Source organism: Pseudomonas sp. LBUM1669, assembly GCF_059695705.1.
In genome coordinates this window covers 6,030,261-6,054,310 of sequence record NZ_CP166784.1, presented here as the reverse complement: position 1 = coordinate 6,054,310, position 24,050 = coordinate 6,030,261, and the positions used below count along the sequence as shown (strand labels likewise).

The window sequence follows — 24,050 nt, the reverse complement described above, 5'->3', positions numbered from 1 at the left end:
TTCGACTTGCTCGCGAAAGCGGGTCTGTCAGTCGATATCTCCATCGACTGACACGGCCTCTTCGCGAGCAAGCCCGCTCCCACAGTTGTTTTAAGAAACCCAAGGAGATTTGCGGATGATCTCGACGAAGTTCATCGGCTTGAACCCCGGCTCGCTGTCCACCAGCACATCCGCGTTTACCGTGCCGAACGTGGTGTCCGGTTTGTGTTTGAAGCCATTGGCGAACGCACACAGGATGCATTCCTTGAACCCCTCGCCCCGTGGATGCGCATGCACCACCGCTTCCCGCTGCACGGTGGGAAACGCGGCGTAATCGATACCCAGCACATCCATTTCCACACCGGCCGTGACCAATGCCACGTTAGGCCGCAAGTGTTGCGGCACGCCCGGCGTGGTGTGCAGGGCGATCGACAGCCACACCTGCTCGATATCGCCATCCGACAAACCATAAGGCTTGAGGAACGCTTTGGCTGCGTTGGCGCTATCGACTTCGAAGCGCTCGTTGTCCGTGCGATGACCTTCCACCAGGCCCAGGTCATGGAACATGGCGCCGACGTAGAGCATTTCCGGATCGTAGGCCAACTGCTTGCGCTCACCGCTCAGGGCGCCGAACAGAAACACCCGGCGCGAGTGGTGGTAAAGCAAGTCGGACTCGGCGTCGCGAATGTATTCAGTGGTGGCCTTGGCCAAGGCGCTGTCGGGGATTTTGATGCCGGCAATGATGCTGCTCATGGTGCTTTCCTCGTGGGGAACGCCGTGGCGGCGCTGATGGAACAAGTCTGTTCCCGCCTCCCGGAGCGGACAATCGATCCATGGCTGCGATCCCGGCCAATGAGCATGCAAATCGCGCCAACCTCGCTTGTTGCGCCCGGATTGGCTAAGTTTGGTACCGGCGAATACGCTTTTGTGGCGAGGGAGCTTGCTCCCGCTGGGCTGCGAAGCGGCCCCAAAACCTGCAACTCAATTACACCAGGCAAACAGTGGTGACAGGAATGGGAGTGCTGCGCACTCCAGCGGGAGCAAGCTCCCTCGCCACAGGTAAGTGTGACCCGTAGAGGCAATCCAACCATGAGTAAAACCGTTGCCATCGTGGTGTTCGCCGGCGTCCAGTCGCTGGACGTCACCGGTCCCATGGATGTGTTTTGCGAAGCCAATCGTTTCCTCGAACCGCAAGACCATTACCGCTTGGAGGTCATCGGCGTCGAACGCGGAATGATGGCGTGCTCCAACGGTTTGTCGCTCAATGCCCATCGGCATTTCAGCGAAGCGCTGGAAGCCTATGACTTGTTGCTGGTGGCCGGCGGGCCGCAGTTGCCGTTCCTGGAGTTTGGCGCGGCCTTCGATGCCTGGTTACGCGATGCCTGTGCGCGGGCGCAACGGTTTGGCTCGATCTGCAACGGCGCGTTCATGCTGGCCCGGGCCGGCTTGCTTGAGGGGCGAACCGTCACCACTCACTGGGACGATGCCGCGGCGTTGGCGACGTTGTGCCCCTCCACTCAGGTCGATGCTGATCGCCTGTACGTGCAGGACGGCGAACTCTTCACATCGGCCGGCGTCACGGCGGGGATTGATTTGTCGTTGTACCTGTTGGCCCGGGACCACGGACCGCAAGTGGCGTTGAGCGTGGCCAAGCGGCTGGTGGTGTTCACCCAACGCTCGGGCGGGCAATCGCAGTTCAGCCCGTTCCTCACGCCCCACGCCGAGCCGACGTCGGCGGTGGCGCTGGCGCAGCTTTACGTGCTGGCCAACCTCACCGGTGACCTGACCATTGCCGATCTGGCGAATGCGGCCAACATGAGCGCCCGCAACTTCTCCCGGGTGTTCGCCAAGGAAGCGAAAATCACCCCGGCGGAATTCGTCGAGCGGGCGAGGGTGGACGCGGCGCGGGTGCTGCTTGAAAGCACTCACTCGCCGCTCAAGACGGTGGCGTATCAGTGCGGGTTTCGCGACGCCCAGCATATGCGCACGGTGTTCAACCGCAGGCTGGGGGTGACGCCGCAGCAGTTCAGGCTGAATTTTGCGGCGATGGTTTGAGCCATGAATATGCGGTGTTTTTGCGGGCCTCTTCGCGGGCAAGCCTCGCTCCTACAGATGACTGCATACTCTGTAGGAGCGAGGCTTGCCCGCGAAGGCGTCAGCCCAGGCAACAAAAATCTACGGCGCAGCCCGCGCCGGCAAGAACTTCAACGTACTGCGCGTATTGGCCGTGACTTCTTCGTCACTGAAATGCGCCTGGTAGTAAATCCCTTCGACATACGCCTCAGCCTGGTCGTCGTAGTGGCTGTCGAACGGCACGCCGCTCTGGCCGACCGGGTTGATAGTCAGGCTGTGGGCCGGGTCGGCAAAGTCCACCAGACGCCGGGTCGACGGTCCATAAGTCACCGGCCACGGCGCCGGGCCGATTTTGGCCGAGAGATTGTTCGGTACTTCATGGGTGCCAGGCGCCGCGAACGGGCCGACATTGAAGATCCGGTCCAGCGGCTTCTGCACGCCCAATGGATGACCATGGGTCAGGGTGTGAGCCTTGCCCCACTGCCAGTGCGCGAAGTCGGCGCCTAGAGTGCTCTTGAGATGGGCGATGCTCGCTTGCCAGGCCACCTTGACCGTGTCGGCGCGGGTTTCCTTGCCGAGAGTGTTGCGGTTATCCCACCACGGCGAATCGGCTGTCGCAGCCAGGCGGGGTAGCGCAGCGTCGATCACTCGGGTCGAGAGCAGGGTTTCGAAAAAATCATTCCCCAGCTCATCGTGCATCGTCGCGTCGGCCAGGTTGAACAGGAACTGGTTGAACAGCGTGGCGCTGGTGGAGTCCAGCGGGTAATCGCCTTTCCATTGCGCCAGTTGCTCGACCAGTTTGAGTTCGGCGGGATCGCTCACCACTTCACGCAGTACCGGCAACAGCGGCGCCAACAGACGCGGGCCGTAGGCGGTGGTGGTGCCCAGTTGCAGCTTCTGGTTGGCCTCGTTATCCCATTTCACGCTCTTGTCGCTGAGCTGACGATTGAGTTGCTGGCCGCGATCGGCGAGGTTGTAGTAACCGGGAATCTCCATGCCGGTCGGCGACACGGGCTGGAAGTTGGCCGAGACGATGTAGCCGCGTGTCGGGTTCTCTTCCTGCGGGTTGGCGCTGAACGGGTAGAAACCTTCCTTGTCCGCCTGATTGCTACTGCCGTCGAGGATGAATCCGGGTTTGACCCCGGCGGCACGCTTGGGCAGCAGCGCCGAGGCCCACCAGCCGATGTCACCCTTGGCGTTGGCGTAAACGATATTCAACCCCGGCGCCTGAATCTTCGCTGCTGCGGCGCGAGCCTTGGCCAGGGTGTCGGCGCGATTGAGCTGATAGAAACCGTCGAGGATCGGGTTCGGCGTTTCCAGGAACGCCCACCACATGGCCACCGGCGTCTTGCCAGCAGCGGTGCCGAGTGCATCGTTGATGATCGGGCCGTGGGGCGACTGGCGCAGAGTCAGGGTGACCGGCGCCTGGCCCTTCACCGCGATCTGTTGCTCGGTGTTGACCATGTCGACCCATTTGCCGCGATACCAGACCTGGTTCGGGTTGTCCGGGTTGACCTTCTCGGTGATCAGGTCGAGGTCGTCGTTCTGGAACATCGTCAGGCTCCAGCCGAAATCCAGGTTGTGGCCGAGAAAGGCAAACGGCACCAGTGCCTGATGATGGCCGTACAGTTCGAAGCCCGGCGCCGACAGTTGCGCCTCGTACCATACCGACGGCACCGAGAAGCGAATGTGCGGGTCACCGGCCAGCAGCGGCTTGCCGCTTTTACTGTGGTTGCCGGCAATCACCCAGGCGTTGCTGCCTTCGAATTGCGGCAGGCCGTTGTCGGCCAGGGCCTGTTCGCTCAGGCGGGCGAGGGCGTTCAGGTCTTTCCAGTCACCGGCGGCGAGGGCGGGTCCGGGCGTGGAGCGTGTTTTGGCCAGCACGCCTTTGGGCTGCCAGTCGAGTTCAAAAACGTTCAGGTACTCGGCGCCCAATTGATCGCGCACAAACGTCAGTAAAGGTTCGGTGCGAAACGCGGCGGCAAAACTGTACGCCATGTAACCGGCGACGCTGATGCTGTCTTCGGCGGTGAAAGGGCGCTTGTGGATGCCCAACACGTCGAACTCCATGGGCGCCGCGTGAGTATCCTGATACTGGTTGATGCCATCCAGATAGGCTTCCAGCGCCTTCCATGCCGGTGACTGACGATCCAGTGCGGCTACATAGCTTTCGGCGCGTTCGCGGATGCGCAAGCTGCGGAACAGTTTGTCGGTGTCGACCAGTTTCGGTCCGAGGATTTCAGCCAGCTCACCCCGGGCGAGGCGACGCATGGCTTCCATCTGGAACAACCGGTCCTGGGCCTGCACATAGCCAAGGGTGCGGTAGAGGTCGGTTTCGTTTTCGGCGCGGATGTGCGGCACGCCGCGCTCGTCGTAACGCACGGTCACCGAGCCCTGAAGATGCTGCAACTCCACCTGGCCCTGGCGCGTTGGCTGCTTGATGTACACGTACCCGCCGACGCCGATGACGAGCGTGACGATCAGCAATACCAGTACGGTCAGGACGCGTTTCATGGTGACTCCTTGTTCTTCGGGATTGCCGCCCGTGCGGGCTGCAAACATGTAGCACAGACCTCCTGTGCCGGGCATCGCGGTCCTGGAATAGTCAGGATTGCCTTACTTCACTTCCTCCGGCCAAGGGCAGTAGCACCCGACCGCCAGCGTATGGGTGGCGCCCACGGTACGACCTTCGCTGAGTGCTTGCAGGATGGGCTCGATAAAGCTGTTGTTCGAATTGCAGGTCAGGCCTTCGCTGTACGGGCCGAAATACGCCAGTTTGCCGCTGCGGTCCCAGATCGCCACCGCCGGGCTGGCGGGGATCTGTTCGGAACCCGGGAGAACGGTGATGGTTTTGAGGCCGCTCAAGGTGCTGGGCAACTGACCGTGGCTGCCGGGTTTTTGTACCGCGTAAAACTCCACGCCCTGCGGTACATACTGCTCGACCAGTTCGGTCAGGTGTTGTTGGTTGCCGACATTGCACGGGCAAGCCGGGTCCCAGAAATGCACCAGGCGGATGGCGCCGGGGCCGGCGAGTTCGTCGGGCAGGCGCAGCGGATCGCCGGAAAATACTGCGGTGTGCGAACTGAAGGCGCGCAAGTATCGCCCCTGAAACCAGTCATAGGCCGCCCACAAGACGCCGGCACACACGAGGGCGAGCAGGCTGGCAAGCAGTGTGGTGCGCAAAGCCGGACGCATGGTTTCAATCCTCGAAGGTCGGCTAGCTTGCCATGCTTGCCGCGACAGATGAATATCGCAGGCCTATAAAGTCTGTTTAGTGCTCTGGAATAGCTCATGTCTGCCACTTTCGACCCCGATCATTTGCGCGCCAGCCTGCGGCCACTGGCCGAGTGGCAGCCGCTTTCGGTGGAGGCGCTGGCCTATCAGCGGTTTTACGGCCTGGATTTTCCGGGCCGAACGCAGCGCAGCGGGTTGGGGCGTTTCGAGGTCGATGGCTATGAAGTGGTCTGCCAGGTCTGGTGGCCTGAGCGAGCGGAGGCGACGCTATTTCTGTTCCACGGCTTCTACGACCACACCGGGCTCTACCGACATGTGATCGAGTGGGCGCTGGATCAGGGCTTCGCGGTGATTGCCTGCGACTTGCCGGGGCATGGTCTGTCCAGCGGCGAGCGGGCGAGCATCAAGGATTTCGCCGAGTATCAGCACACGCTGCAAGGGTTGTTTGCCGAGGCGCAGACGCTCGACCTTCCACAGCCGTGGCACTTGTGCGGGCAGAGTACCGGCGGCGCGATCGTGATCGATCATGTGCTCAACCAGGGCGCGAACAGTCCGGCCCAAGGTCAGGTGATTTTGCTGTCACCGCTGGTTCGGCCGCGCGCCTGGGGCTGGTCGCAGCTCAGTTATTACCTGCTCAAGCCTTTCGTGAAAGCTATTGCCCGGCGCTTTAGCGAGAACTCCAACGACCCTGATTTCTTGCCGTTCCTGCAAGCCGATCCGTTGCAACCGCTGCGACTGCCAACGGCTTGGGTCGGTGCGTTGGCGCGGTGGATCAAGCGCATCGAGGCGGCACCGAACAGTCCACGGCGACCGCTGATTGTGCAGGGTCAGGCGGACATGACGGTGGATTGGGAGCATAACCTTGAGGTGTTGAAGGCCAAGTTTGATCGGCCGCAGGTATTGATGCTGCCGGAGGCGCGGCATCATTTGGCGAATGAGACTCTGGCGATGCGGGAGGAGTATTTCGGGTTTTTGAGCAAGCGGATCAAGGGCCGGAATCTTTAGTGACCGTTAGGGCCTCTTCGCGGGCAAGCCTCGCTCCTACAGGGGTATGCGGTTATCTGTAGGTGTAGGAGCGAGGCTTGCCCGCGAAGGCAATCTCAAAGGCGCTGAAGATTACTGACTGAGGTTCGACGTATCCTGCCCCACCGCCAACCCCGCCCGAATCGCCGCCAACGCCGCCTGGTAATACGCCTTGCCCTCTGTGGACTCGGCAAACGTGGCGAACTCTTCCAGCTCTTCATCCGACAAGTCGCGATAGACATACAACAGCGTGTTGTTCAGATCGGTACCAATCTGATCCATCAAACGCTGGCGCTGTCCGTTCAGCATCCCTTGCGCCTGACCGCCACCGAGTAAACCGGGGATCATCGAACTCAGGCTGTCGGCCGCGACGCCGGCGATCGCCAGGCTGACTTCCGCGCCGGCCTCGCGAGCGGGCAGGGCCTGGGCCAGGTGGCCGATGATCAGCAGGCGGCTGTCACTGGCCTGAATCTTCGGAAGACCCTTGGCGTTTTTCGCCAGCTGATCGCGACGGGTCGCCAGCAGTTCGGCGGCGACGATTTTCTTGCCCAGGGGCGATTGAAAGAAGGTCAGTGCAGGTTTCGGATCGGCGAGGCTTTTGCGCAATTGCGCCTCGGCGCGCTGGTCCACGGCCTGGGGGGCGAAACGTTGATTGCTGTTGTTCACCAAGGCTTGAAACACCGCCGGTGGCAGGCTGTTCTGGTAGCGCTGCTGAGCGGCTGAGAGGGCGTCGTTAAAATGCGCGCGCTGATCTGGCCAACCGGCGACCTTGTACAACTGGTCGTGGCCGTCTGCCCAAGCGGGCAACACACAGAGCATCAGCAGTGAAAAAAGCAAACGGCGCATAGGGACTCCTGTCAGCAGGCGACTATTCTCCGTGCGGCTTTCGTACTTGTCGAGAATTCGTATCAGTAATCCGACAAATCCTCCGCTGCGCGGCTCTGTCGGATTTGCAAGCACAGGAATACTATGCGCGCCATGCCCATATCCTCTGATCACCCGCTGCTGTTACGAATCGTCGACGACCTGGCCGAGCGCGGCTGGTCGCAGCAGAATATTTTCCTGCCTCTGGGTCTGACCCGGGAACTGGCGGCTGAGTGCCGTAAACGTGCAGCCGAGGGCGAACTGGCCCCGGCGGCCGTGGGGCGCGGGCCGACGTCGGAGATTCGCGAGGGGATCCGCGGTGACCATATCCAGTGGATCGAGCCCGGCCAGGCGTTGGCGTGCGACAGTTACCTGAGCTTGATGGACAGCCTGCGCGAGGCGATGAATCGCGGGTTGTACCTGGGCCTGGAAGATTTCGAAAGCCATTTCGCCCTGTACCCGCCCGGTGCGTTTTACCTCAAGCATGTCGATCGTTTTCGGGATGACGACCGGCGCATGGTCTCGGCGGTGATCTACCTCAATGACGCTTGGCTGCCCGAGCACGGCGGCCAGTTGCGCATGTACCTGGAGGAAGGTGTCGAACACGACGTGGTGCCCACTGGCGGATGCCTGGTGGTGTTTCTGTCGGGCGAGGTGCCTCACGAAGTCCTGCCCGCGACCCGGGATCGACTGTCATTGACGGGGTGGTTTCGGCGTCGTGGTAACGAGCCATTCTGATCATGCAGAAAATTCTGGTAAGCCGCTGCCTGCTGGGCCACCGCGTCCGATACGACGGCGGGGCGAGCGGGCCGTTCGATCAGCTTCAACAATGGCTCGATGAAGGTCGGGTGGTGCCGTTGTGCCCGGAGGTGGCCGGTGGGTTGCCAACACCCAGGGCCGCAGCGGAAATTCCGGGCGGGCAGGGTGGCGAAGTGCTGGATGGCCACGCCTCTGTCATCACCAGCGAGGGTGAGGACGTCAGTGCCGAGTTTCTCTCGGGGGCTTATCAGGCGTTGGAGTTGGTGCGAAAGCACGGCATCAGGATCGCTGTGCTGAAGGCTAATAGCCCGTCGTGTGGGAATCTTCTGACGTATGACGGGAGCTTCAGCGGCGTGAAGGTCAGCGGCGAAGGCGTGACGGCGGCGTTGCTCAAGCGTCATGGCGTGCAGGTTTTCAGTGAGCTGGAGCTGGCTGACGCGTCCGCTGCATTGACAGCGCAAGACTAACCCCCCGCACATCCCCCCTGTAGGAGTGAGCCTGCTCGCGATAGCGGCCTAACATTCAACATCACCGTTGACTGGCATGGCCTCATCGCGAGCAGGCTCACTCCTACAGGGTTGGTCGTCAGTCCGGGATCAGGGTTTCGGCGCCTCACTCGTATCTGCCCCAAACCACTTCTGCTCCAGCGCCTCCAGACGCCCATCCGCCTTGATCCGTTGCAACGCGTTCTCCAGGCTGGCGTGAAACGCCGGATTACCCTTCTGAAACGGAATCGCCAGGTCCACTGCCGGGGCGGTTTTCGGCTTTTCTTCCGTCAGCGACTGCACCAACAGGATCGAACGCGGCTCTTCGTTCTGCGCGATCAATTGCGCATTGGTGTGAAGGTAAGGTTCGGTGAAGTCGAAACGATCCTTCAGTTCCGGGGTCATTGCTATGTGGTTGATGGCGATGTCGTATTTGCCAGTTTCAACACCAGGCAGCAGATCGCTGGAATCGGTCACGACAAAGTCGGCGCGCACATCCAGTTCGCGGGCCAACAGTTGGCCCAATTCGACTTCGAAGCCGGTGAGTTTGCCGTCGTCCTTGAAGTTGAAGGGCGGTGTATCAGCCTCAAGAGCAATGCGCAATTCGCCACGGTCGTTTACATCGTCAATCAGTTCGGCATGAGCCAAAGGGCTCAGAAGGGGTAGCAGGCAGATCAGGCCAGGCAAAAAACGCATGGTCACTCCTTTGAATTCATTATCGCGATGCGCTGGTTCAGGCTCGCTTTGCTATGGTTGTCGAGGTCCTTCGACAACGAATGGCCGTGAAGTTGTCTCGGCCACGCGGATTTTACGGAAAAACTGGAGAAGAGAATGAAAACGTTTATGTCACGAGCAGCATTGGCTGGCCTATTGATGGGCGTTTCGGTGCTGGCCAGTGCTGCAACACCGGCCCCCAAGGGTGCCGAAGTGTCCATCGTTTCTCCTGAAGATGGTGGGACTGTCCCGCAAACGTTCAAGGTTAAATTCGCTGTCGAGAATGTTGCGCTGGCGCCAGCCGGCGATACCACAAAGAACACCGGCCACCACCATTTGCTGATTGATGCCAAGAATGTCGTGGCTGCAGGGGCGGTAATCCCGGCAGATGCCAATCACGTTCATTTCGGCAAGGCGCAGACAGAAACCGAGCTGACGCTGACACCTGGCAAGCACACCTTGCAGTTGGAGTTGGGCGACATGAACCATATGGCCTTCGACCCGCCAATCGTGTCGAAGGAGATCACCGTCAACGTTAAATGACAGCATAGCGCACATGAAAAAGGAGCCCCGAGGGGCTCCTTTTTTTGTCACTCAAGTCGCTGTCAGAACAACACGCGGCAACGAATGGTGCCGTTGATGTGCTGCAGCTTCTCTTGCGCCAGGTCCGAATACTCGGCGTCGACGTCGATCACCACGTAGCCGACTTTCTCGTTGGTCTGCAGGAACTGACCGGAGATGTTGATGCCGTTTTCGGCGAAGACCTTGTTGATCTCGCTCATCACGCCCGGAATGTTCTCGTGGATGTGCAGCAGGCGGTGCTTGCCAGGGTGGGCCGGCAGGGCCACTTCCGGGAAGTTCACGGACGATACCGAGGTACCGTTGTCGCTGTACTTGACCAGTTTCTCTGCCACTTCCAGACCGATGTTGGCTTGCGCTTCAGCGGTGGAACCGCCGATGTGCGGGGTCAGGATCACGTTGTCCAGGCCGCGCAGCGGGCTTTCGAACTCTTCGTCGTTGGAGCGTGGCTCCACCGGGAATACGTCGATGGCCGCGCCGATCAGGTGCTTGTCCTTGATCGCGTCCGCCAGGGCGTCCAGTTCGACCACGGTGCCGCGAGCCGCGTTGATCAGGATGCCGCCTTTCTTGATGGCGCGGATTTCCTTCTCGCCGATCATCCACTGGGTCGCAGCGGTTTCCGGAACGTGCAGGGTGACGATGTCGGACATGCCCAGCAGCTCGGTCAGGTTGCCGACCTGAGTGGCGTTGCCCAATGGCAGCTTGGTCACGGTGTCGTAGAAGTACACCTGCATACCCAGGCCTTCCGCCAGGACCGACAATTGAGTGCCGATCGAGCCGTAGCCGACGATGCCGAGTTTCTTGCCGCGGATCTCGAAGGAGTTGGCCGCGCTCTTGATCCAGCCGCCACGGTGGCAGGAAGCGTTTTTCTCAGGAATGCCGCGCAGCAACAGGATCGCTTCGGCCAGCACCAGCTCGGCTACGGAGCGAGTGTTGGAGTACGGCGCGTTGAACACCGCGATGCCGCGTTCGCGGGCAGCGTTCAGGTCAACCTGGTTGGTGCCGATGCAGAAACACCCTACAGCCACGAGCTTCTTCGCGTGATCGAAGATCTCTTCGGTCAGTTGAGTGCGGGAGCGAATGCCGATGAAGTGCGCATCAGCGATCTTTTCCTTCAGCTGGGCTTCCGGCAGAGAACCTGTGAGGTACTCGATGCTGGTGTAGCCCGCCGACTTGAGAACGTCGACAGCCGATTGGTGGACGCCTTCGAGAAGAAGGAACTTGATCTTGCTCTTATCGAGAGAAGTCTTGCTCATCTGCGTAAACCTGTATCCCGGAGAAAAATGGCAGGAAATGGTCAACAGATGCTGACCCGAACGGCAAGAAGGCCGTTACCGCAGAATAGCCGTTGGGCACTACCCTGCGGGGTCGGTATGCTAGCATACGCACCCCGCTAAACACTCATTCCTGCGACGTGAAGCGTTCTCAGGATGACCATGAATTGTTCGAGAGTTCTGTCGATGACCAATCCTGCCCTGATTGAAGAGCTGAAGACCCTGGTTGAGCCTGGCAAGGTGCTGACCGATGCCGACTCCCTGAATGCTTACGGTAAGGATTGGACCAAGCATTTCGCCCCGGCCCCGACGGCCATCGTGTTTCCCAAGACCACCGAGCAGGTCCAGGCCATTGTCCGTTGGGCCAACGAACGCAAGGTGGCGCTGGTGCCGTCGGGCGGTCGAACCGGGCTTTCCGCCGCAGCGGTAGCGGCCAATGGTGAAGTGGTTGTCTCGTTCGACTATATGAACCAGATCCTCGACGTGAACATGACCGACCGTACTGCGGTCTGCCAGCCAGGCGTAGTCACCGAGCATTTGCAGAACGTCGCCGAAGAAAAAGGCCTGTACTACCCGGTGGATTTCGCATCTGCGGGTTCGAGCCAGATTGGCGGCAATATCGGCACCAATGCCGGCGGGATCAAGGTGATTCGCTATGGCATGACCCGTAACTGGGTAGCCGGCATGAAAGTCGTCACCGGCAAGGGCGATCTGCTGGAGCTGAATAAAGACCTGATCAAGAACGCCACTGGTTACGACCTGCGTCAGCTGTTCATCGGCGCCGAAGGCACCCTCGGTTTTGTCGTCGAAGCGACCATGCGCCTGGACCGTGCGCCGAAAAACCTCACCGCGATGGTCCTCGGCACCACCGATTTCGACTCGATCATGCCGGTGCTGCACGCTTTCCAGAGCAAGCTCGACCTGACCGCCTTCGAATTCTTCTCCGACAAGGCTCTGGCGAAGGTCATGGCGCGCGGCGACGTGCCGGCGGCGTTTGAAACCGATTGCCCGTTCTACGCCTTGCTGGAATTCGAAGCGACCACCGAAGAAGTGGCCAACCACGCCCTGGAAACCTTCGAGCACTGCGTCGAGCAGGGCTGGGTGCTGGACGGCGTGATGAGCCAGAGCGAAACCCAGCTGCAGAACCTGTGGAAGCTGCGCGAATACATCTCCGAGACCATTTCCCACTGGACGCCGTACAAGAACGACATTTCGGTCACTGTGTCGAAAGTCCCGGCGTTCCTGAAGGAAATCGACGCGATCGTCGGCGAACACTACCCGGATTTCGAAATCGTCTGGTTCGGCCACATCGGCGACGGCAACCTGCACTTGAACATCCTCAAGCCGGAAAACCTGAGCAAGGACGAGTTCTTCGCCAAGTGCGCCACCGTCAACAAGTGGGTGTTCGAAACCGTCGAGAAGTACAACGGCTCGATTTCCGCCGAACACGGCGTGGGCATGACCAAGCGTGATTACTTGACCTACAGCCGCTCGCCGGTTGAGATCGAGTACATGAAAGCGGTCAAGGCGGTGTTCGACCCGAACGGCATCATGAACCCGGGCAAAATCTTCGCTGTTTGACTTTTGAATTTAAGCGCTACGAAACAGGAGTCGGTAATGAGCTATCAGCACCAGTATGTCGACGGCACGCGTATTCACTTCCCGCTCGGGAAAGTGGTGTGCATCGGCCGCAACTACGCCGAACACGCCAAGGAACTGGACAACCCGGTGCCTACAGAACCGCTGCTGTTCATCAAGCCGGGCAGTTGCGTGGTGCCGCTGGACGGCGGTTTCAGCATTCCGACCGAGCGTGGCTCAGTGCATTACGAAGCGGAAATCGCGGTGCTGATCGGCAAGCCTCTGTCGACCAAGCCAAGCCGAGAAGAAGTACTCGATGCGATCTCCGGCTTCGCCCCGGCCCTGGACCTGACGCTGCGTGACAAGCAGGCCGAGCTGAAATCCAAGGGCCTGCCTTGGGAAATCGCCAAGTCGTTCGACGGCGCGGCGGTGATTGCTCCGTTCGTGTCCGGCAGCACGTTCGCTGATCTGACCGACATTGGCATCCGCCTGACCATCAACGGCGAAGTGCGCCAGGATGGCAATAGCAGCGCCATGCTCAACCCGATCGTGCCGATGATCCAGCACATGGCCGGCTGCTTCTCTCTGCAGGCCGGTGACGTGATCCTGACCGGCACGCCAGTGGGCGTCGGCCCGCTGAATGTCGGTGATGAGCTGGTGATCGAATTGCCCGGCGCGAGCAGCTTCACCACCAGCGTGCGCTAACCGAACACCGCAAAACCCCTGTAGGAGTGAGCCTGCTCGCGATAGCGGTCTGTCATTCAACATCTCTGTTGTCTGACACGGCCTCATCGCGAGCAGGCTCGCTCCCACATTAATTTTGTTGTTGCCCACGCAGGGCTTTCCCGCCATTTCCCGTTTTTTTCACATCGAGTCTGGATAATTCCGCGGATTCCGGCGTCTGAGCCGGTCCCAATTGTGCTATTACCCGTAGCCTGAATTTCTGGAACGCATCCTGAATGGCCACCCGACCGCTGCCCACTGTCAAAACTGCCCGCCGCTCGCGCTTTGTCATGCGTTGGTATTCCTGGCTTTTGCTGGTGGCGGCCGCCGCTTATGTCCTCGCCTTTGCGATGCATTGGGATGATCGCGGTGTGCTCTGGCTTCATGAGCGTTTTGAAAGCCCGACCGCGCGTCAGGAAAGTATCTGGCTGCCGGATTACCGTGCGGTAATCGACGCCAAGCTGCTACCGGGGATGGAGAAGGACGAGGCGTCGGACCTGGCCTACAACCCGCACACCAAAACCCTGTTTTCGGTCATGGGCAAGAACCCGTTCCTCGTTGAGCTGACCTTGCAGGGCGACGTCTTGCGCAAAATGCCGCTGGTGGGCTGGAGCAATCCGGAAGGCCTGACCGTAATGGGCAACGGTCTGCTGGCCATCGTCGATGAGCGTGAGCACGTGCTCTCCATCGTCAAGGTCGATGCCGACACTCGCGAACTGAACATCGCCAACTTCCCGAAATACGACCTCGGCCCTTCGAAAGACCAGAACAAGGCCTTCGAAGCCATCGTCTATGATCCGCGCAATCAGCAGATCCTGCTGGGTGAGGAACGCCCACCGGCGCTGTTCAGCTGGAAAAGCGACGGCAGCCAGACCCTCAAGGGCGACAAGCAAAAGCTCGCCAATGACGAACTGGATATCCGCAACCTGTCGGGGCTGGCCATCGACCCGCGAACGGGCCACACCCTGGCGCTGTCAGCCGATTCCCACTTGTTGCTGGAACTGGACGAGAAGGGCGAGCAGGTCAGCTTCATGACCTTGCTGGGTGGCTTCAATGGCTTGAAGAAGACCATTCCGCGGGCCGAAGGCGTGACCATGGACGAGGCGGGTACGCTTTACATGGTGAGTGAGCCCAACCTGTTCTACCGTTTCGAAAAGCAGAAATAGGCGCCCGAATTCGCAAGTTGTGGTTCAAGGCCGTTGGCCATTAAGCTTGAATTCATACAGGTGTGATATTTCATCCGCCTGTTTCTGTTTCCGAGCTCGCCTGAATGCGCCGACTTGCCCGTCCCAAACCCCTTATTTTGATCCTGACAGTCATTGCGCTGGTTGCGCTGGTTGCGGTTGGCCAATACATGCGTCTGTTCGAGCGCGCCTGGTTCAACCTGCACACCCTCTGGAAACCGCTCAGCAGCGAGTCCATTGGTCTGGATCAATACCGGGTAGCCATCGAAGCCCGGGTCATCGACGGGCTGAACGACGATGTGTCGGCGCTGACCTTCGATCCGGTGCGCAAAAGCCTGTTTACCGTCACCAACAAAAACGCCGAGTTGATCGAGCTGTCGCTGGACGGGCGGATCATTCGACGCGTTGCGCTGGTTGGCTTCGGCGACCCGGAGGCGGTGGAGTTCATCAGCGCCGACACTTACGTGATTACCGACGAACGCCAGCAACGACTGATCAAGATTCATCTGGAGAAGGACACGACGTTTCTCGACGCGGCGGATGCCGAGCAGATGACCCTCGGTGTGCACATGAGCGGCAACAAGGGTTTCGAAGGCCTGGCTTACGATTCGGTGGGCAAGCGTCTGTTTGTCGCCAAGGAGCGCGACCCGATGCTGATCTACGAAGTGCAGGGCTTCCCGCATTACAACCCGGAGAAATCCTACGCGGTGCACGTGGTCAACAACCCCAAGCGCGATGCCGGGATGTTCGTGCGAGACCTGTCGAGCCTGCAATACGACGAGCGCAGCGGCCATTTGCTTGCGCTGTCCGACGAGTCGCGGCTGATTCTGGAACTGGATGTGGACGGGCGCCCGCTGAGCACCATGTCGCTGAGCAAAGGGCGCCAGGGCTTGCAAAAGACCGTGCCGCAAGCGGAAGGCATTGCCATGGATGACGACGGCACGATGTACCTGGTGAGCGAGCCGAACCTGTTCTACGTCTTCAAAAAACCACCGCAACCCTAACCAACACCGCAAACCAATTGTAGGAGCGAAGCTTGCTCGCGAAGAGGCCCTGACATTCAACATATTATGTCGACTGTCAGGGCCTCTTCGCGAGCAAGCTTCGCTCCTACGGGGCGGCGAACTATCAGGCCTTGAGGGTTTTCACGCCTTCGCTGGTGCCCAGCAGCAGCAAGTCCGCCGGACGCGCCGCGAACAAGCCATTGGTGACCACGCCCACAATCGCGTTGATCTGCGTTTCCAGCTCCACCGGGTTGGTGATCTGCATGTTGAACACGTCGAGGATGATGTTTCCGTTGTCGGTCAACACGCCTTCACGGTAGACCGGGTCGCCGCCGAGCTTCACCAGCTCGCGGGCCACATGGCTGCGGGCCATCGGGATCACTTCGACCGGCAGAGGGAACGCGCCGAGCACCGGCACCAGTTTGCTGGCGTCGGCAATGCAGATGAAGGTCTTGGCCACGGCCGCGACAATCTTCTCGCGGGTCAGGGCCGCGCCGCCGCCCTTGATCAGGTTCAGGTGCTCGTCGCTTTCATCGGCGCCGTCGACGTAGAACTCCAGGTCGCTGACCGTATTCAACTCATACACCGGAATGCCGTGGCCCTTGAGGCGGGCGGCGGTGGCTTCGGAGCTGGCGACCGCACCATCGAACGCGCCTTTGTGCTTGGCCAGGGCGTCGATGAAGCAGTTGGCGGTGGAGCCGGTGCCGACCCCGACGATGCTCTTGTCGTCGAGTTTCGGGAGGATGAAGTCGACGGCGGCCTGAGCCACTGCCTGTTTGAGTTGATCCTGGGTCATGCGGGCTCCGAGGTGCCGAAGGAGGGAACGAAAGGCCGGCATTATAGGCTTCGCGCCGGGGAAGGTCATTGCCCGATTGGCGGGCCACGACCGTTACCTGTAGAAGCGAGGCTTGCCCGCGAAAGCGATCTTATCGCCAACATTTATGTTGGATGTGACGGCCTCTTCGCGGGCAAGCCTCGCTCCTACAGGCTCATGATCCCTTCCGGGGACGGTAAAACCACCTGTTTAGTGTGGTCGTCCGCCCGAAAGCCGGGTTAGACTCCTTGGCCCTGCCCAACCCGCTCAGTGATGCTTTCCGATGCTCGAACAGTACGTCAAAAAGATCCTCACCTCGCGCGTTTATGACGTTGCCGTAGAAACCCCATTGCAGACGGCCCGCCAGCTCTCCGAGCGGCTGGGCAATGCTATCTGGCTCAAGCGTGAAGACTTGCAGCCGGTGTTCTCGTTCAAGATTCGCGGCGCCTACAACAAGCTGACCCAGCTCAGCGATGAGGAGCGCGCTCGCGGCGTGGTCACCGCCTCGGCGGGCAACCACGCGCAGGGCCTGGCGCTGGCGGCGAAAGTGCTGGGCGTAAAGGCGACCATCGTCATGCCCAAGACCACCCCGGAAATCAAGGTCGAAGGCGTGCGTTCGCGCGGTGGCAAAGTGGTGCTTCATGGCGATTCGTTCCCGGAAGCCCTGGCCTACTCGCTGAAACTGGTCGACGAAAAAGGTTACGTCTACATTCACCCCTACGACGATCCCCATACCATTGCCGGGCAGGGCACCGTGGCGATGGAAATTCTGCGCCAGCACCCCGGGCGTCTGGATGCGATCTTCGTTCCGGTGGGCGGCGGCGGGTTGATCGCCGGGATCGCGGCGTATGTGAAATACCTGCGCCCTGAAATCAAAATCATCGGCGTCGAACCAGACGATTCCAACTGCCTGCAAGCGGCCATGGCGGCCGGCGAGCGCGTGGTGCTGCCAACCGTGGGCTTGTTCGCCGATGGCGTCGCGGTGGCGCAGATCGGTCAGCACACGTTCGACATCTGCAAAGACTACGTTGATGAAGTCATCACCGTCAGCACCGACGAAATCTGCGCGGCGATCAAGGATATCTACGACGATACCCGCTCGATCACCGAACCTGCCGGCGCCCTGGGCGTGGCCGGGATCAAGAAGTATGTCGAGCAGCGCGGTGTCACCGGGCACACCTTCGTCGCCATCGATTCCGGTGCCAACGTCAACTTCGACCGCCTACGCCATGTTGCCGAGCGCGCCGAGCTGGGCGAGGGTCGTGAAGCCATCATTGCCGTGACCATCCCCGAGAAACCGGGCAGTTTCAAGGCGTTCTGCGAGGCCATCGGCAAGCGCCAGATCACCGAATTCAACTACCGCTACAACACTGGCAGCGAAGCGCACATCTTCGTTGGCGTGCAGACGCACCCGGAAACCGACCCGCGCAGTGCGCTGATCGCCAGCCTCGGCGAGCAGGGTTTTCCGGTGCTGGACCTGACCGATAACGAACTGGCCAAGCTGCACATTCGCCACATGGTGGGTGGTCGTGCGGCACACGTGGTCGATGAAGTGATTCTGCGTTTCGAATTCCCGGAACGTCCGGGCGCGCTGTTCAACTTCCTCAACAAACTCGGCGGGCGCTGGAACATCTCGATGTTCCACTACCGCAACCATGGCGCTGCGGATGGCCGCGTGGTCGCGGGTCTACAAGTGCCGCACGACGAACGTCATCTGGTGCCGGCGGCACTGGAAGAAATCGGTTACCCGTACTGGGACGAAAGCGACAACCCGGCCTATAAGCTGTTTCTTGGCTGAGTGGCTACGCTGATGGGCAGGTCATAAGGAAATCGAACAATGGAAACGTTAACCGCCCTGAAAATGGCGCACACCGCGGCGACGGCAATATTATTGGGCTGTGCGCTGGGCTTGGGGATATGGGTTTGGCAAACGCGGCGTCGTGGCGATGCGACTGCTGCGGCACGCACGCTGCAAAGGCCTCGGGTGTTCGTTTGGCTGCTGATGGGCCTGGCGTTGCTGAGCATGCCATTCACCGGCTGGTGGATGGTGCATCTGGTGGGCTGGCCGTTGGGGCAGACGTGGTTGCTGGCGTCGAGTGTGCTTTACACCCTGGCGGCGTTGGGGTGGTTCTGGTTGCTGGTGCGGCTTAACAAGCTGCGCAAGGCGCCGGGAGGGAACGGGAAGTTCACCTTCGCCCTCGCGCTGTTCAGCTTTGTCTGCTTTATCGCCATTGCCGGGTTGATGGGTGCCAAGCCTGTTTAAGGCGTTGGACCGCGTTGACCCATTCGCGGGCAAGCCTCGCTCCTACAGGGTTTAGGTGATCCGTAGGAGCAGGCTTGCCCGCGAAAGCAATGTCAATCGCGCAACGAAATTACCGGCCAGCCACGCTTCATGGCCTCAGCCCGCAAATTCGGATCAGGATCAACCGCCACCGGATTCGCCACTTGCTCCAGCAACGGCAAATCATTCATCGAATCGCTGTAGAAATAGCTGTCTTCCAGCGAATACCCGGTCTCTTCCAGCCAACGATTCAACCGCGTGACCTTGCCTTCCCGGAAGCAAGGCACATCGGTGCTGCGCCCGGTATAACGGCCATCAACCATCTCGCATTCCGTGGCGATCAGGGTTTCAACCCCCAGGCGCTGGGCAATCGGCCCGGTGACGAAGCGGTTGGTGGCGGTGATGATTACCAGTTTGTCGCCAGCCTCTCGGTGCTTTGCCAGCAATTCAATCGCCTTGGGCAGCACGATCGGCTCAATGCAATCGCGCATGTAATCCAGGTGCCATTGATCCAGCGTGGCCATCTCGGTGCGGCCGAGGACTTCCAGGCAGAAGTTCAGATAGGCATCGTTATCCAGCTTGCCGGCCAGGTAGTCCTGATAGAACTCGTCGTTGCGTGCCTTGTAGGCGACGGCGTCGAGGAAGCCGCGTTCGCACAGGTAATCGCCCCAGGCGTGGTCACTGTCGCCGCCCAAAAGCGTGTTGTCCAAGTCGAATAAAGCCAGCCGCATTGCAGTTACTCGCTGAAAAGTCTGTAGAAAGGCGTCCAGAATACGGACTTTTCACAAGAGTGCACATAAGGTAGGTCGGCTCGTTGCTGCCTTCACAACCTTTGTGGAACAATGCGGCGACATGCGTTTGCGAGGTTGTTGCCGTGATCGACCCCGATGGTTTCCGCCCCAATGTCGGGATCATTCTCACGAATGATGCCGGACAGGTGCTATGGGCTCGCCGTATCAATCAAGATGCCTGGCAGTTTCCACAGGGCGGGATCAACCCCCAGGAGACGCCGGAAGACGCCTTGTACCGCGAGTTGAACGAAGAAGTGGGTCTTGAGCGCGAAGATGTTGAAATTCTCGCCTGCACCCGGGGCTGGTTGCGCTATCGTTTGCCGCAACGTCTGGTCAGGACGCACAGCCAACCGCTGTGCATCGGCCAGAAACAGAAGTGGTTTCTCCTGCGCCTGATCTCCAACGAGCAGCGGGTGCGGATGGATTTGACCGGTAAACCGGAATTCGATGGCTGGCGCTGGGTCAGTTATTGGTATCCGTTGGGCCAGGTGGTGACATTCAAGCGCGAGGTGTATCGACGCGCTCTCAAAGAGCTTGCCCCGCGCCTTTTAACGCGCGACTGACGACGGAGTTCGACCCCGAGCCATGCTCAATACGCTGCGCAAGATCGTCCAGGAAGTTAACTCCGCCAAGGATCTCAAGGCGGCGTTGGGGATTATTGTGTTGCGCGTCAAAGAGGCCATGGGCAGCCAGGTCTGCTCGGTCTACCTGCTTGACCCTGAGACCAACCGCTTCGTGCTGATGGCCACCGAGGGCTTGAACAAGCGCTCGATCGGCAAAGTCAGCATGGCACCCAACGAAGGTCTGGTTGGCCTGGTCGGCACGCGTGAAGAACCCCTTAACCTCGAAAACGCCGCGGATCACCCGCGCTACCGTTACTTCGCCGAGACCGGTGAAGAGCGCTACGCCTCCTTCCTCGGGGCGCCGATCATTCACCACCGCCGCGTCGTCGGCGTGTTGGTCATTCAGCAAAAAGAACGCCGCCAGTTCGATGAAGGTGAAGAAGCCTTCCTCGTGACCATGAGCGCGCAGCTCGCCGGCGTTATCGCCCACGCCGAAGCCACCGGTTCGATCCGTGGCCTGGGCCGTCAGGGCAAAGGCATCCAGGAAGCCAAGTTTGTCGGTGTACCGGGTTCGCCGGGTGCGGCGGTCGGTACGGCAGTGGTCATGCTGCCGCCAGCCGATCTGGACGTGGTGCCGGACAAGACCATCACCGACATCGAAGCCGAACTCGGCCTGTTCAAGACCGCCATCGAAGGCGTGCGCGCCGACATGCGTGCCTTGTCCGCCAAGCTGGCGAATCAGCTGCGCCCGGAAGAGCGCGCGCTGTTCGATGTCTACCTGATGATGCTCGACGATGCTTCGCTGGGCAGCGAAATCACCACCGTGATCAAGACCGGCCAGTGGGCCCAGGGCGCGTTGCGTCAGGTGGTCACCGAACACGTCAATCGTTTCGAATTGATGGACGACGCCTACCTTCGTGAGCGCGCCTCGGACGTCAAGGACCTTGGCCGCCGTCTGCTCGCTTACTTGCAGGAAGAACGTCAGCAGACTCTGGTCTACCCCGACAACACCATCCTGATCAGCGAAGAACTGACGCCGGCAATGCTCGGCGAGGTGCCGGAAGGCAAGCTGGTCGGTCTTGTGTCGGTACTCGGTTCCGGCAACTCCCACGTGGCGATCCTGGCGCGAGCCATGGGCATCCCGACGGTGATGGGCCTGGTCGACCTGCCGTATTCCAAGGTCGACGGCATCCAGATGATCGTCGACGGCTACCACGGCGAGGTCTACACCAACCCCAGCGAAGTGCTGCGCAAGCAGTTCGCCGAAGTGGTCGAGGAAGAAAAGCAACTGGCCCTCGGGCTGGACGCGCTGCGCGACTTGCCATGCGTGACCCTCGATGGCCATCGCATGCCGCTGTGGGTCAACACCGGCCTGCTGGCGGACGTTGCGCGAGCGCAGAAGCGTGGTGCCGAAGGTGTCGGTCTGTACCGCACCGAAGTGCCGTTCATGATCAACCAGAGGTTCCCGAGCGAAAAGGAGCAGTTGGCGATCTATCGCGAGCAACTCGCCGCGTTCCACCCGCAACCGGTGACCATGCGCAGCCTGGACATCGGCGGCGACAAATCGCTGTCGTACTTCCCGATCAAGGAAGACAACCCGTTCCTCGGCTGGCGTGGCATTCGCGTCACCCTCGACCACCCGGAAATCTTCCTGGTGCAGACCCGTGCCATGCTCAAGGCCAGCGAAGGCTTGAACAACCTGCGGATTCTGCTGCCGATGATCTCCGGCACCCACGAACTCGAAGAAGCCCTGCACCTGATTCATCGGGCCTGGGGCGAAGTCCGCGACGAAGGCACCGACGTGCCAATGCCGCCGATTGGCGTGATGATCGAGATTCCGGCGGCGGTCTATCAGACCAAGGAACTGGCGCGGCAGGTGGACTTCCTGTCGGTCGGCTCCAACGACCTGACTCAATACCTGCTGGCGGTGGACCGCAACAACCCGCGTGTTGCCGACCTTTACGACTACCTGCACCCGGCGGTGCTCCAGGCGTTGCAGAACGTCGTGCGTGACGCCCACGCCGAAGGCAAGCCTGTGAGCATCTGCGGCGAGATGGCCGGTGACCCGGCGGCGGCGGTGCTGTTGATGGCGATGGGCTTCGACAGCCTGTCGATGAACGCCACCAACTTGCCGAAGGTGAAGTGGATGCTGCGTCAGATCAATCTGAGCAAGGCCAAGGAATTACTGGCCGAGCTGATGACCATCGACAACCCGCAAGTTATCCACAGCTCGCTGCAATTGGCGCTGAAGAACCTTGGGTTGGCGCGGATGATCAATCCGGCATCGGTCAAAACCCTCTGAAAGACTGATGGCCCTGTGGCGAGGGAGCTTGCTCCCGCTGGAGTGCGAAGCGCTCCCAATCGTTTTGCGGCTGCTGCGCAACCGAACGGGAGCAAGCTCCCTCGCCACAGGTGATCGCTAGCCTTCAAATCTTGATCTCCACTTCCCCCAAATGCCCCCCATACGGCCCGAAACTCCGTTCGACCATATGCCGTGTCCCATCCGCCTGAACAATCAATGCCGTACTCGCCCGCGTCCCATACGTGGGGCTGGCGATAAACACACTCGACAACAACGACTCGGTCGCCAGACCCACGCCGGTATCCGGCAGCTCGGCAAATGGTGCGGTCTGCGGATCATTCAGCAACGCCAGTAACGCTTCTGGCTGCGGATCCACCAGCACTTCCTCCAGCGCCGCCCGCGCCTTGAGCAGTTTCGGCCACGGCGTATCCAACCCGGCATTCGACAACCCATAGACCCCAGGCACCAGCATCACCGCCTCAGACTCCCGCGCATTGAAGTGCCACAGTTCGTTTGCATTGCCGATCAGCAGATTAAATCCGGCGTATTCCAGCGAGCGTCCGACAACGTCGCTTAAGTAATCATCAATCGACATGCTGCCCAGAAGAAAACCCGCCACCAGCTCACCTCGCGTTTTTCGCGAGGGTGGCTGATGTGGATCACGAATATTGGTCAGCGCAGCAAAACGTCCATTGGCACCGATGCCGAGCCAGGTGCCGCCGGCTTCCAGGTCGCGCCCGGCGTAGACGCTCGGTGCGTGCGGCCATTGCGCAAGGGGCTGGCTGGGCCGGGCATAGAATTCGTCGCGGTTGGCCGCCACGATCAGCGGCTGGGCATGCCCCGGTCGCCAGGCAAAAACAATCAGGCACATAAGGTGGTCCTAGTGTGTTTTTTGCCCACTCTACGCAGTCGTCGCCTGTCGTTCCATTGCCATCCGCAGTGGAGCCCGAGGCCACGCATCCGTTACCATGCCGCTCCGGTTTGGGCTAAGCATTGGGATCGTCCATGGAATTTCTGCTCTATCTGGCGCTGGGCGCCTGCGCAGGCGTGCTGGCCGGGCTGTTCGGGGTTGGCGGCGGGATCATCATCGTCCCGGTGCTGGTGTTCAGTTTCACCTTGCAGGGCTTCGATGCGTCGATCCTGACCCACTTGGCGGTCGGCACTTCCCTGGCGACGATCATCTTTACGTCGGTCAATGCGGTCCGCGAACATCATCGTCGCGGCGCGGTGCGTTGGCCGATTTTCGTGTGGATGACCGTGGGTATTCTGATGGGCGCCGGTTTTGGTGCGCTGACGGCTGAAGCGATCTCCGGCCCGAACCTGCAGAGAATCATCGGCGTGTTTGCGCTGATCATCGCCGCGCAACTGGCGTTGGACGTCAAACCCAAGGCCAGCCGAACGGTGCCCGGCAAACTCGGTCTCACCGTGGCCGGCAGTGTGATTGGCTGGGCCTCGGCGATTTTCGGCATTGGCGGCGGCTCGTTGACCGTACCGTTCCTGACCTGGCGCAGCGTGCCGATGCAGCAAGCGGTGGCGACGTCGTCGGCTTGCGGTCTGCCCATCGCCTTGGCCAGTGCATTAAGTTTCATGATTCTGGGCTGGCACGATCCCTTGCTACCGGCCCATAGTCTCGGTTTTATCTATTTGCCGGCGCTGCTGGGGATTGCCCTGACCAGCATGGTGTTCGCCCGTCTCGGTGCGCGATTGGCCCACAAGCTGTCGCCGAAGTTGCTGAAAAGGCTGTTCGCGGCTTTGCTGTTCTGCGTAGGCCTGAGCTTCCTGCTCTAGCTCGCAATGCTGGCTTAATCCTGAGGTGGCAGCGTCGC

At 60.5% G+C, this 24,050-nt stretch carries 24 protein-coding genes; 14 read left to right on the top strand and 10 right to left on the bottom strand.

Going from position 1 to position 24,050, the window contains the following annotated elements; genetic code table 11:
• Positions 1–90: 90 nt before the first annotated feature.
• Positions 91–732, bottom strand: coding sequence for an HD domain-containing protein (locus ACA051_RS28195; protein ID WP_219095013.1), 642 nt, complete (start codon positions 730–732; stop codon positions 91–93).
• 336 nt (positions 733–1,068) lie between these two features.
• On the opposite strand from ACA051_RS28195, the gene ACA051_RS28190 reads away from it, so the two are divergent.
• Positions 1,069–2,034, top strand: a complete 966-nt coding sequence (locus ACA051_RS28190; protein WP_497306225.1) for a GlxA family transcriptional regulator — start codon at positions 1,069–1,071, stop codon at positions 2,032–2,034.
• A gap of 120 nt (positions 2,035–2,154) precedes the next feature.
• On the opposite strand, the gene ACA051_RS28185 is transcribed toward ACA051_RS28190, so the two are convergent.
• Both ACA051_RS28185 and ACA051_RS28180 read right to left on the bottom strand, forming a co-directional pair.
• Positions 2,155–4,566, bottom strand: a complete 2,412-nt coding sequence (locus ACA051_RS28185; RefSeq protein ID WP_497372742.1) for a penicillin acylase family protein — start codon at positions 4,564–4,566, stop codon at positions 2,155–2,157.
• A 102-nt stretch (positions 4,567–4,668) separates the two neighbouring features.
• On the bottom strand, positions 4,669–5,247 hold the full coding sequence (locus tag ACA051_RS28180) for a DUF6436 domain-containing protein (protein ID WP_497372740.1): 579 nt from the start codon (positions 5,245–5,247) through the stop codon (positions 4,669–4,671).
• A gap of 96 nt (positions 5,248–5,343) precedes the next feature.
• On the opposite strand from ACA051_RS28180, the gene bipL reads away from it, so the two are divergent.
• Entirely contained in the window at positions 5,344–6,291 is a 948-nt protein-coding gene (gene bipL / locus ACA051_RS28175) for a phospholipase BipL (RefSeq protein WP_497372738.1), read from the top strand.
• Between the two features lie 111 nt (positions 6,292–6,402).
• Here the strand turns inward: bipL and ACA051_RS28170 are convergent, their stop codons facing one another.
• Positions 6,403–7,155, bottom strand: a complete 753-nt coding sequence (locus tag ACA051_RS28170) for a DUF2059 domain-containing protein (protein ID WP_497306218.1) — start codon at positions 7,153–7,155, stop codon at positions 6,403–6,405.
• A 123-nt stretch (positions 7,156–7,278) separates the two neighbouring features.
• Here ACA051_RS28170 and ACA051_RS28165 point away from each other — a divergent pair, with 123 nt between their 5' ends.
• Together ACA051_RS28165 and ACA051_RS28160 are read left to right on the top strand one after the other, a co-directional pair.
• Positions 7,279–7,911, top strand: coding sequence for a 2OG-Fe(II) oxygenase (locus ACA051_RS28165; RefSeq protein WP_497306216.1), 633 nt, complete (start codon positions 7,279–7,281; stop codon positions 7,909–7,911).
• A gap of 2 nt (positions 7,912–7,913) precedes the next feature.
• Positions 7,914–8,399: a 2-thiouracil desulfurase family protein gene (locus tag ACA051_RS28160; RefSeq protein ID WP_497372736.1), complete on the top strand. Its 486-nt coding sequence runs from the start codon at positions 7,914–7,916 to the stop codon at positions 8,397–8,399.
• A gap of 129 nt (positions 8,400–8,528) precedes the next feature.
• Here the strand turns inward: ACA051_RS28160 and ACA051_RS28155 are convergent, their stop codons facing one another.
• Positions 8,529–9,113: a transporter substrate-binding domain-containing protein gene (locus tag ACA051_RS28155; protein ID WP_497306212.1), complete on the bottom strand. Its 585-nt coding sequence runs from the start codon at positions 9,111–9,113 to the stop codon at positions 8,529–8,531.
• Between the two features lie 135 nt (positions 9,114–9,248).
• On the opposite strand from ACA051_RS28155, the gene ACA051_RS28150 reads away from it, so the two are divergent.
• On the top strand, positions 9,249–9,674 hold the full coding sequence (locus ACA051_RS28150; RefSeq protein WP_348124933.1) for a DUF4399 domain-containing protein: 426 nt from the start codon (positions 9,249–9,251) through the stop codon (positions 9,672–9,674).
• Positions 9,675–9,736: 62 nt separating this feature from the next.
• On the opposite strand, the gene serA is transcribed toward ACA051_RS28150, so the two are convergent.
• Complete coding sequence (gene serA, locus ACA051_RS28145) at positions 9,737–10,966, bottom strand: phosphoglycerate dehydrogenase (RefSeq protein ID WP_497306210.1); 1,230 nt, start codon at positions 10,964–10,966, stop codon at positions 9,737–9,739.
• 204 nt (positions 10,967–11,170) lie between these two features.
• Here serA and ACA051_RS28140 point away from each other — a divergent pair, with 204 nt between their 5' ends.
• A complete protein-coding gene (locus ACA051_RS28140; protein WP_497306208.1) occupies positions 11,171–12,565 on the top strand; it encodes a D-2-hydroxyglutarate dehydrogenase in 1,395 nt (464 codons plus the stop codon).
• Between the two features lie 36 nt (positions 12,566–12,601).
• On the top strand, positions 12,602–13,267 hold the full coding sequence (locus ACA051_RS28135; protein ID WP_497306206.1) for a fumarylacetoacetate hydrolase family protein: 666 nt from the start codon (positions 12,602–12,604) through the stop codon (positions 13,265–13,267).
• 109 nt (positions 13,268–13,376) lie between these two features.
• Here ACA051_RS28135 and ACA051_RS28130 read toward each other — a convergent pair whose 3' ends face one another.
• Complete coding sequence (locus ACA051_RS28130; protein ID WP_497375664.1) at positions 13,377–13,577, bottom strand: hypothetical protein; 201 nt, start codon at positions 13,575–13,577, stop codon at positions 13,377–13,379.
• Between ACA051_RS28130 and ACA051_RS28125 the strand changes: the two genes are divergently transcribed.
• Both ACA051_RS28125 and ACA051_RS28120 read left to right on the top strand, forming a co-directional pair.
• Entirely contained in the window at positions 13,522–14,451 is a 930-nt protein-coding gene (locus ACA051_RS28125; protein ID WP_497372734.1) for an SdiA-regulated domain-containing protein, read from the top strand. The two genes, ACA051_RS28130 and ACA051_RS28125, sit on opposite strands and share 56 nt — an antisense overlap.
• Positions 14,452–14,555: 104 nt before the next feature.
• A complete protein-coding gene (locus ACA051_RS28120) occupies positions 14,556–15,473 on the top strand; it encodes an SdiA-regulated domain-containing protein (RefSeq protein ID WP_497372732.1) in 918 nt (305 codons plus the stop codon).
• Between the two features lie 124 nt (positions 15,474–15,597).
• Here ACA051_RS28120 and rpiA read toward each other — a convergent pair whose 3' ends face one another.
• On the bottom strand, positions 15,598–16,269 hold the full coding sequence (gene rpiA / locus ACA051_RS28115) for a ribose-5-phosphate isomerase RpiA (protein ID WP_102595075.1): 672 nt from the start codon (positions 16,267–16,269) through the stop codon (positions 15,598–15,600).
• Between the two features lie 301 nt (positions 16,270–16,570).
• Between rpiA and ilvA the strand changes: the two genes are divergently transcribed.
• Both ilvA and ACA051_RS28105 read left to right on the top strand, forming a co-directional pair.
• The gene (gene ilvA / locus ACA051_RS28110; protein ID WP_497306201.1) at positions 16,571–18,085 is read left to right on the top strand and encodes a threonine ammonia-lyase, biosynthetic; all 1,515 of its coding nucleotides are present in this window, start codon (positions 16,571–16,573) and stop codon (positions 18,083–18,085) included.
• A 39-nt stretch (positions 18,086–18,124) separates the two neighbouring features.
• Positions 18,125–18,550 (top strand): DUF2269 domain-containing protein, encoded by a 426-nt coding sequence (locus tag ACA051_RS28105; RefSeq protein ID WP_497306199.1) that lies wholly within the window; start codon positions 18,125–18,127, stop codon positions 18,548–18,550.
• A gap of 92 nt (positions 18,551–18,642) precedes the next feature.
• Here the strand turns inward: ACA051_RS28105 and ACA051_RS28100 are convergent, their stop codons facing one another.
• The gene (locus ACA051_RS28100) at positions 18,643–19,299 is read right to left on the bottom strand and encodes a histidinol-phosphatase (protein WP_497306198.1); all 657 of its coding nucleotides are present in this window, start codon (positions 19,297–19,299) and stop codon (positions 18,643–18,645) included.
• 143 nt (positions 19,300–19,442) lie between these two features.
• On the opposite strand from ACA051_RS28100, the gene ACA051_RS28095 reads away from it, so the two are divergent.
• Positions 19,443–19,922: an RNA pyrophosphohydrolase gene (locus tag ACA051_RS28095; RefSeq protein ID WP_007945562.1), complete on the top strand. Its 480-nt coding sequence runs from the start codon at positions 19,443–19,445 to the stop codon at positions 19,920–19,922.
• 22 nt (positions 19,923–19,944) lie between these two features.
• On the top strand, positions 19,945–22,224 hold the full coding sequence (gene ptsP / locus ACA051_RS28090) for a phosphoenolpyruvate--protein phosphotransferase (RefSeq protein WP_497306196.1): 2,280 nt from the start codon (positions 19,945–19,947) through the stop codon (positions 22,222–22,224).
• Positions 22,225–22,348: 124 nt separating this feature from the next.
• Here the strand turns inward: ptsP and ACA051_RS28085 are convergent, their stop codons facing one another.
• Positions 22,349–23,095 carry an NRDE family protein gene (locus tag ACA051_RS28085; protein ID WP_497306194.1) on the bottom strand — a complete coding sequence of 249 codons (747 nt, stop codon included), beginning with the start codon at positions 23,093–23,095 and terminating at the stop codon, positions 22,349–22,351.
• A gap of 134 nt (positions 23,096–23,229) precedes the next feature.
• On the opposite strand from ACA051_RS28085, the gene ACA051_RS28080 reads away from it, so the two are divergent.
• Complete coding sequence (locus tag ACA051_RS28080) at positions 23,230–24,012, top strand: sulfite exporter TauE/SafE family protein (RefSeq protein ID WP_497306193.1); 783 nt, start codon at positions 23,230–23,232, stop codon at positions 24,010–24,012.
• Positions 24,013–24,050 lie beyond the last annotated feature (38 nt).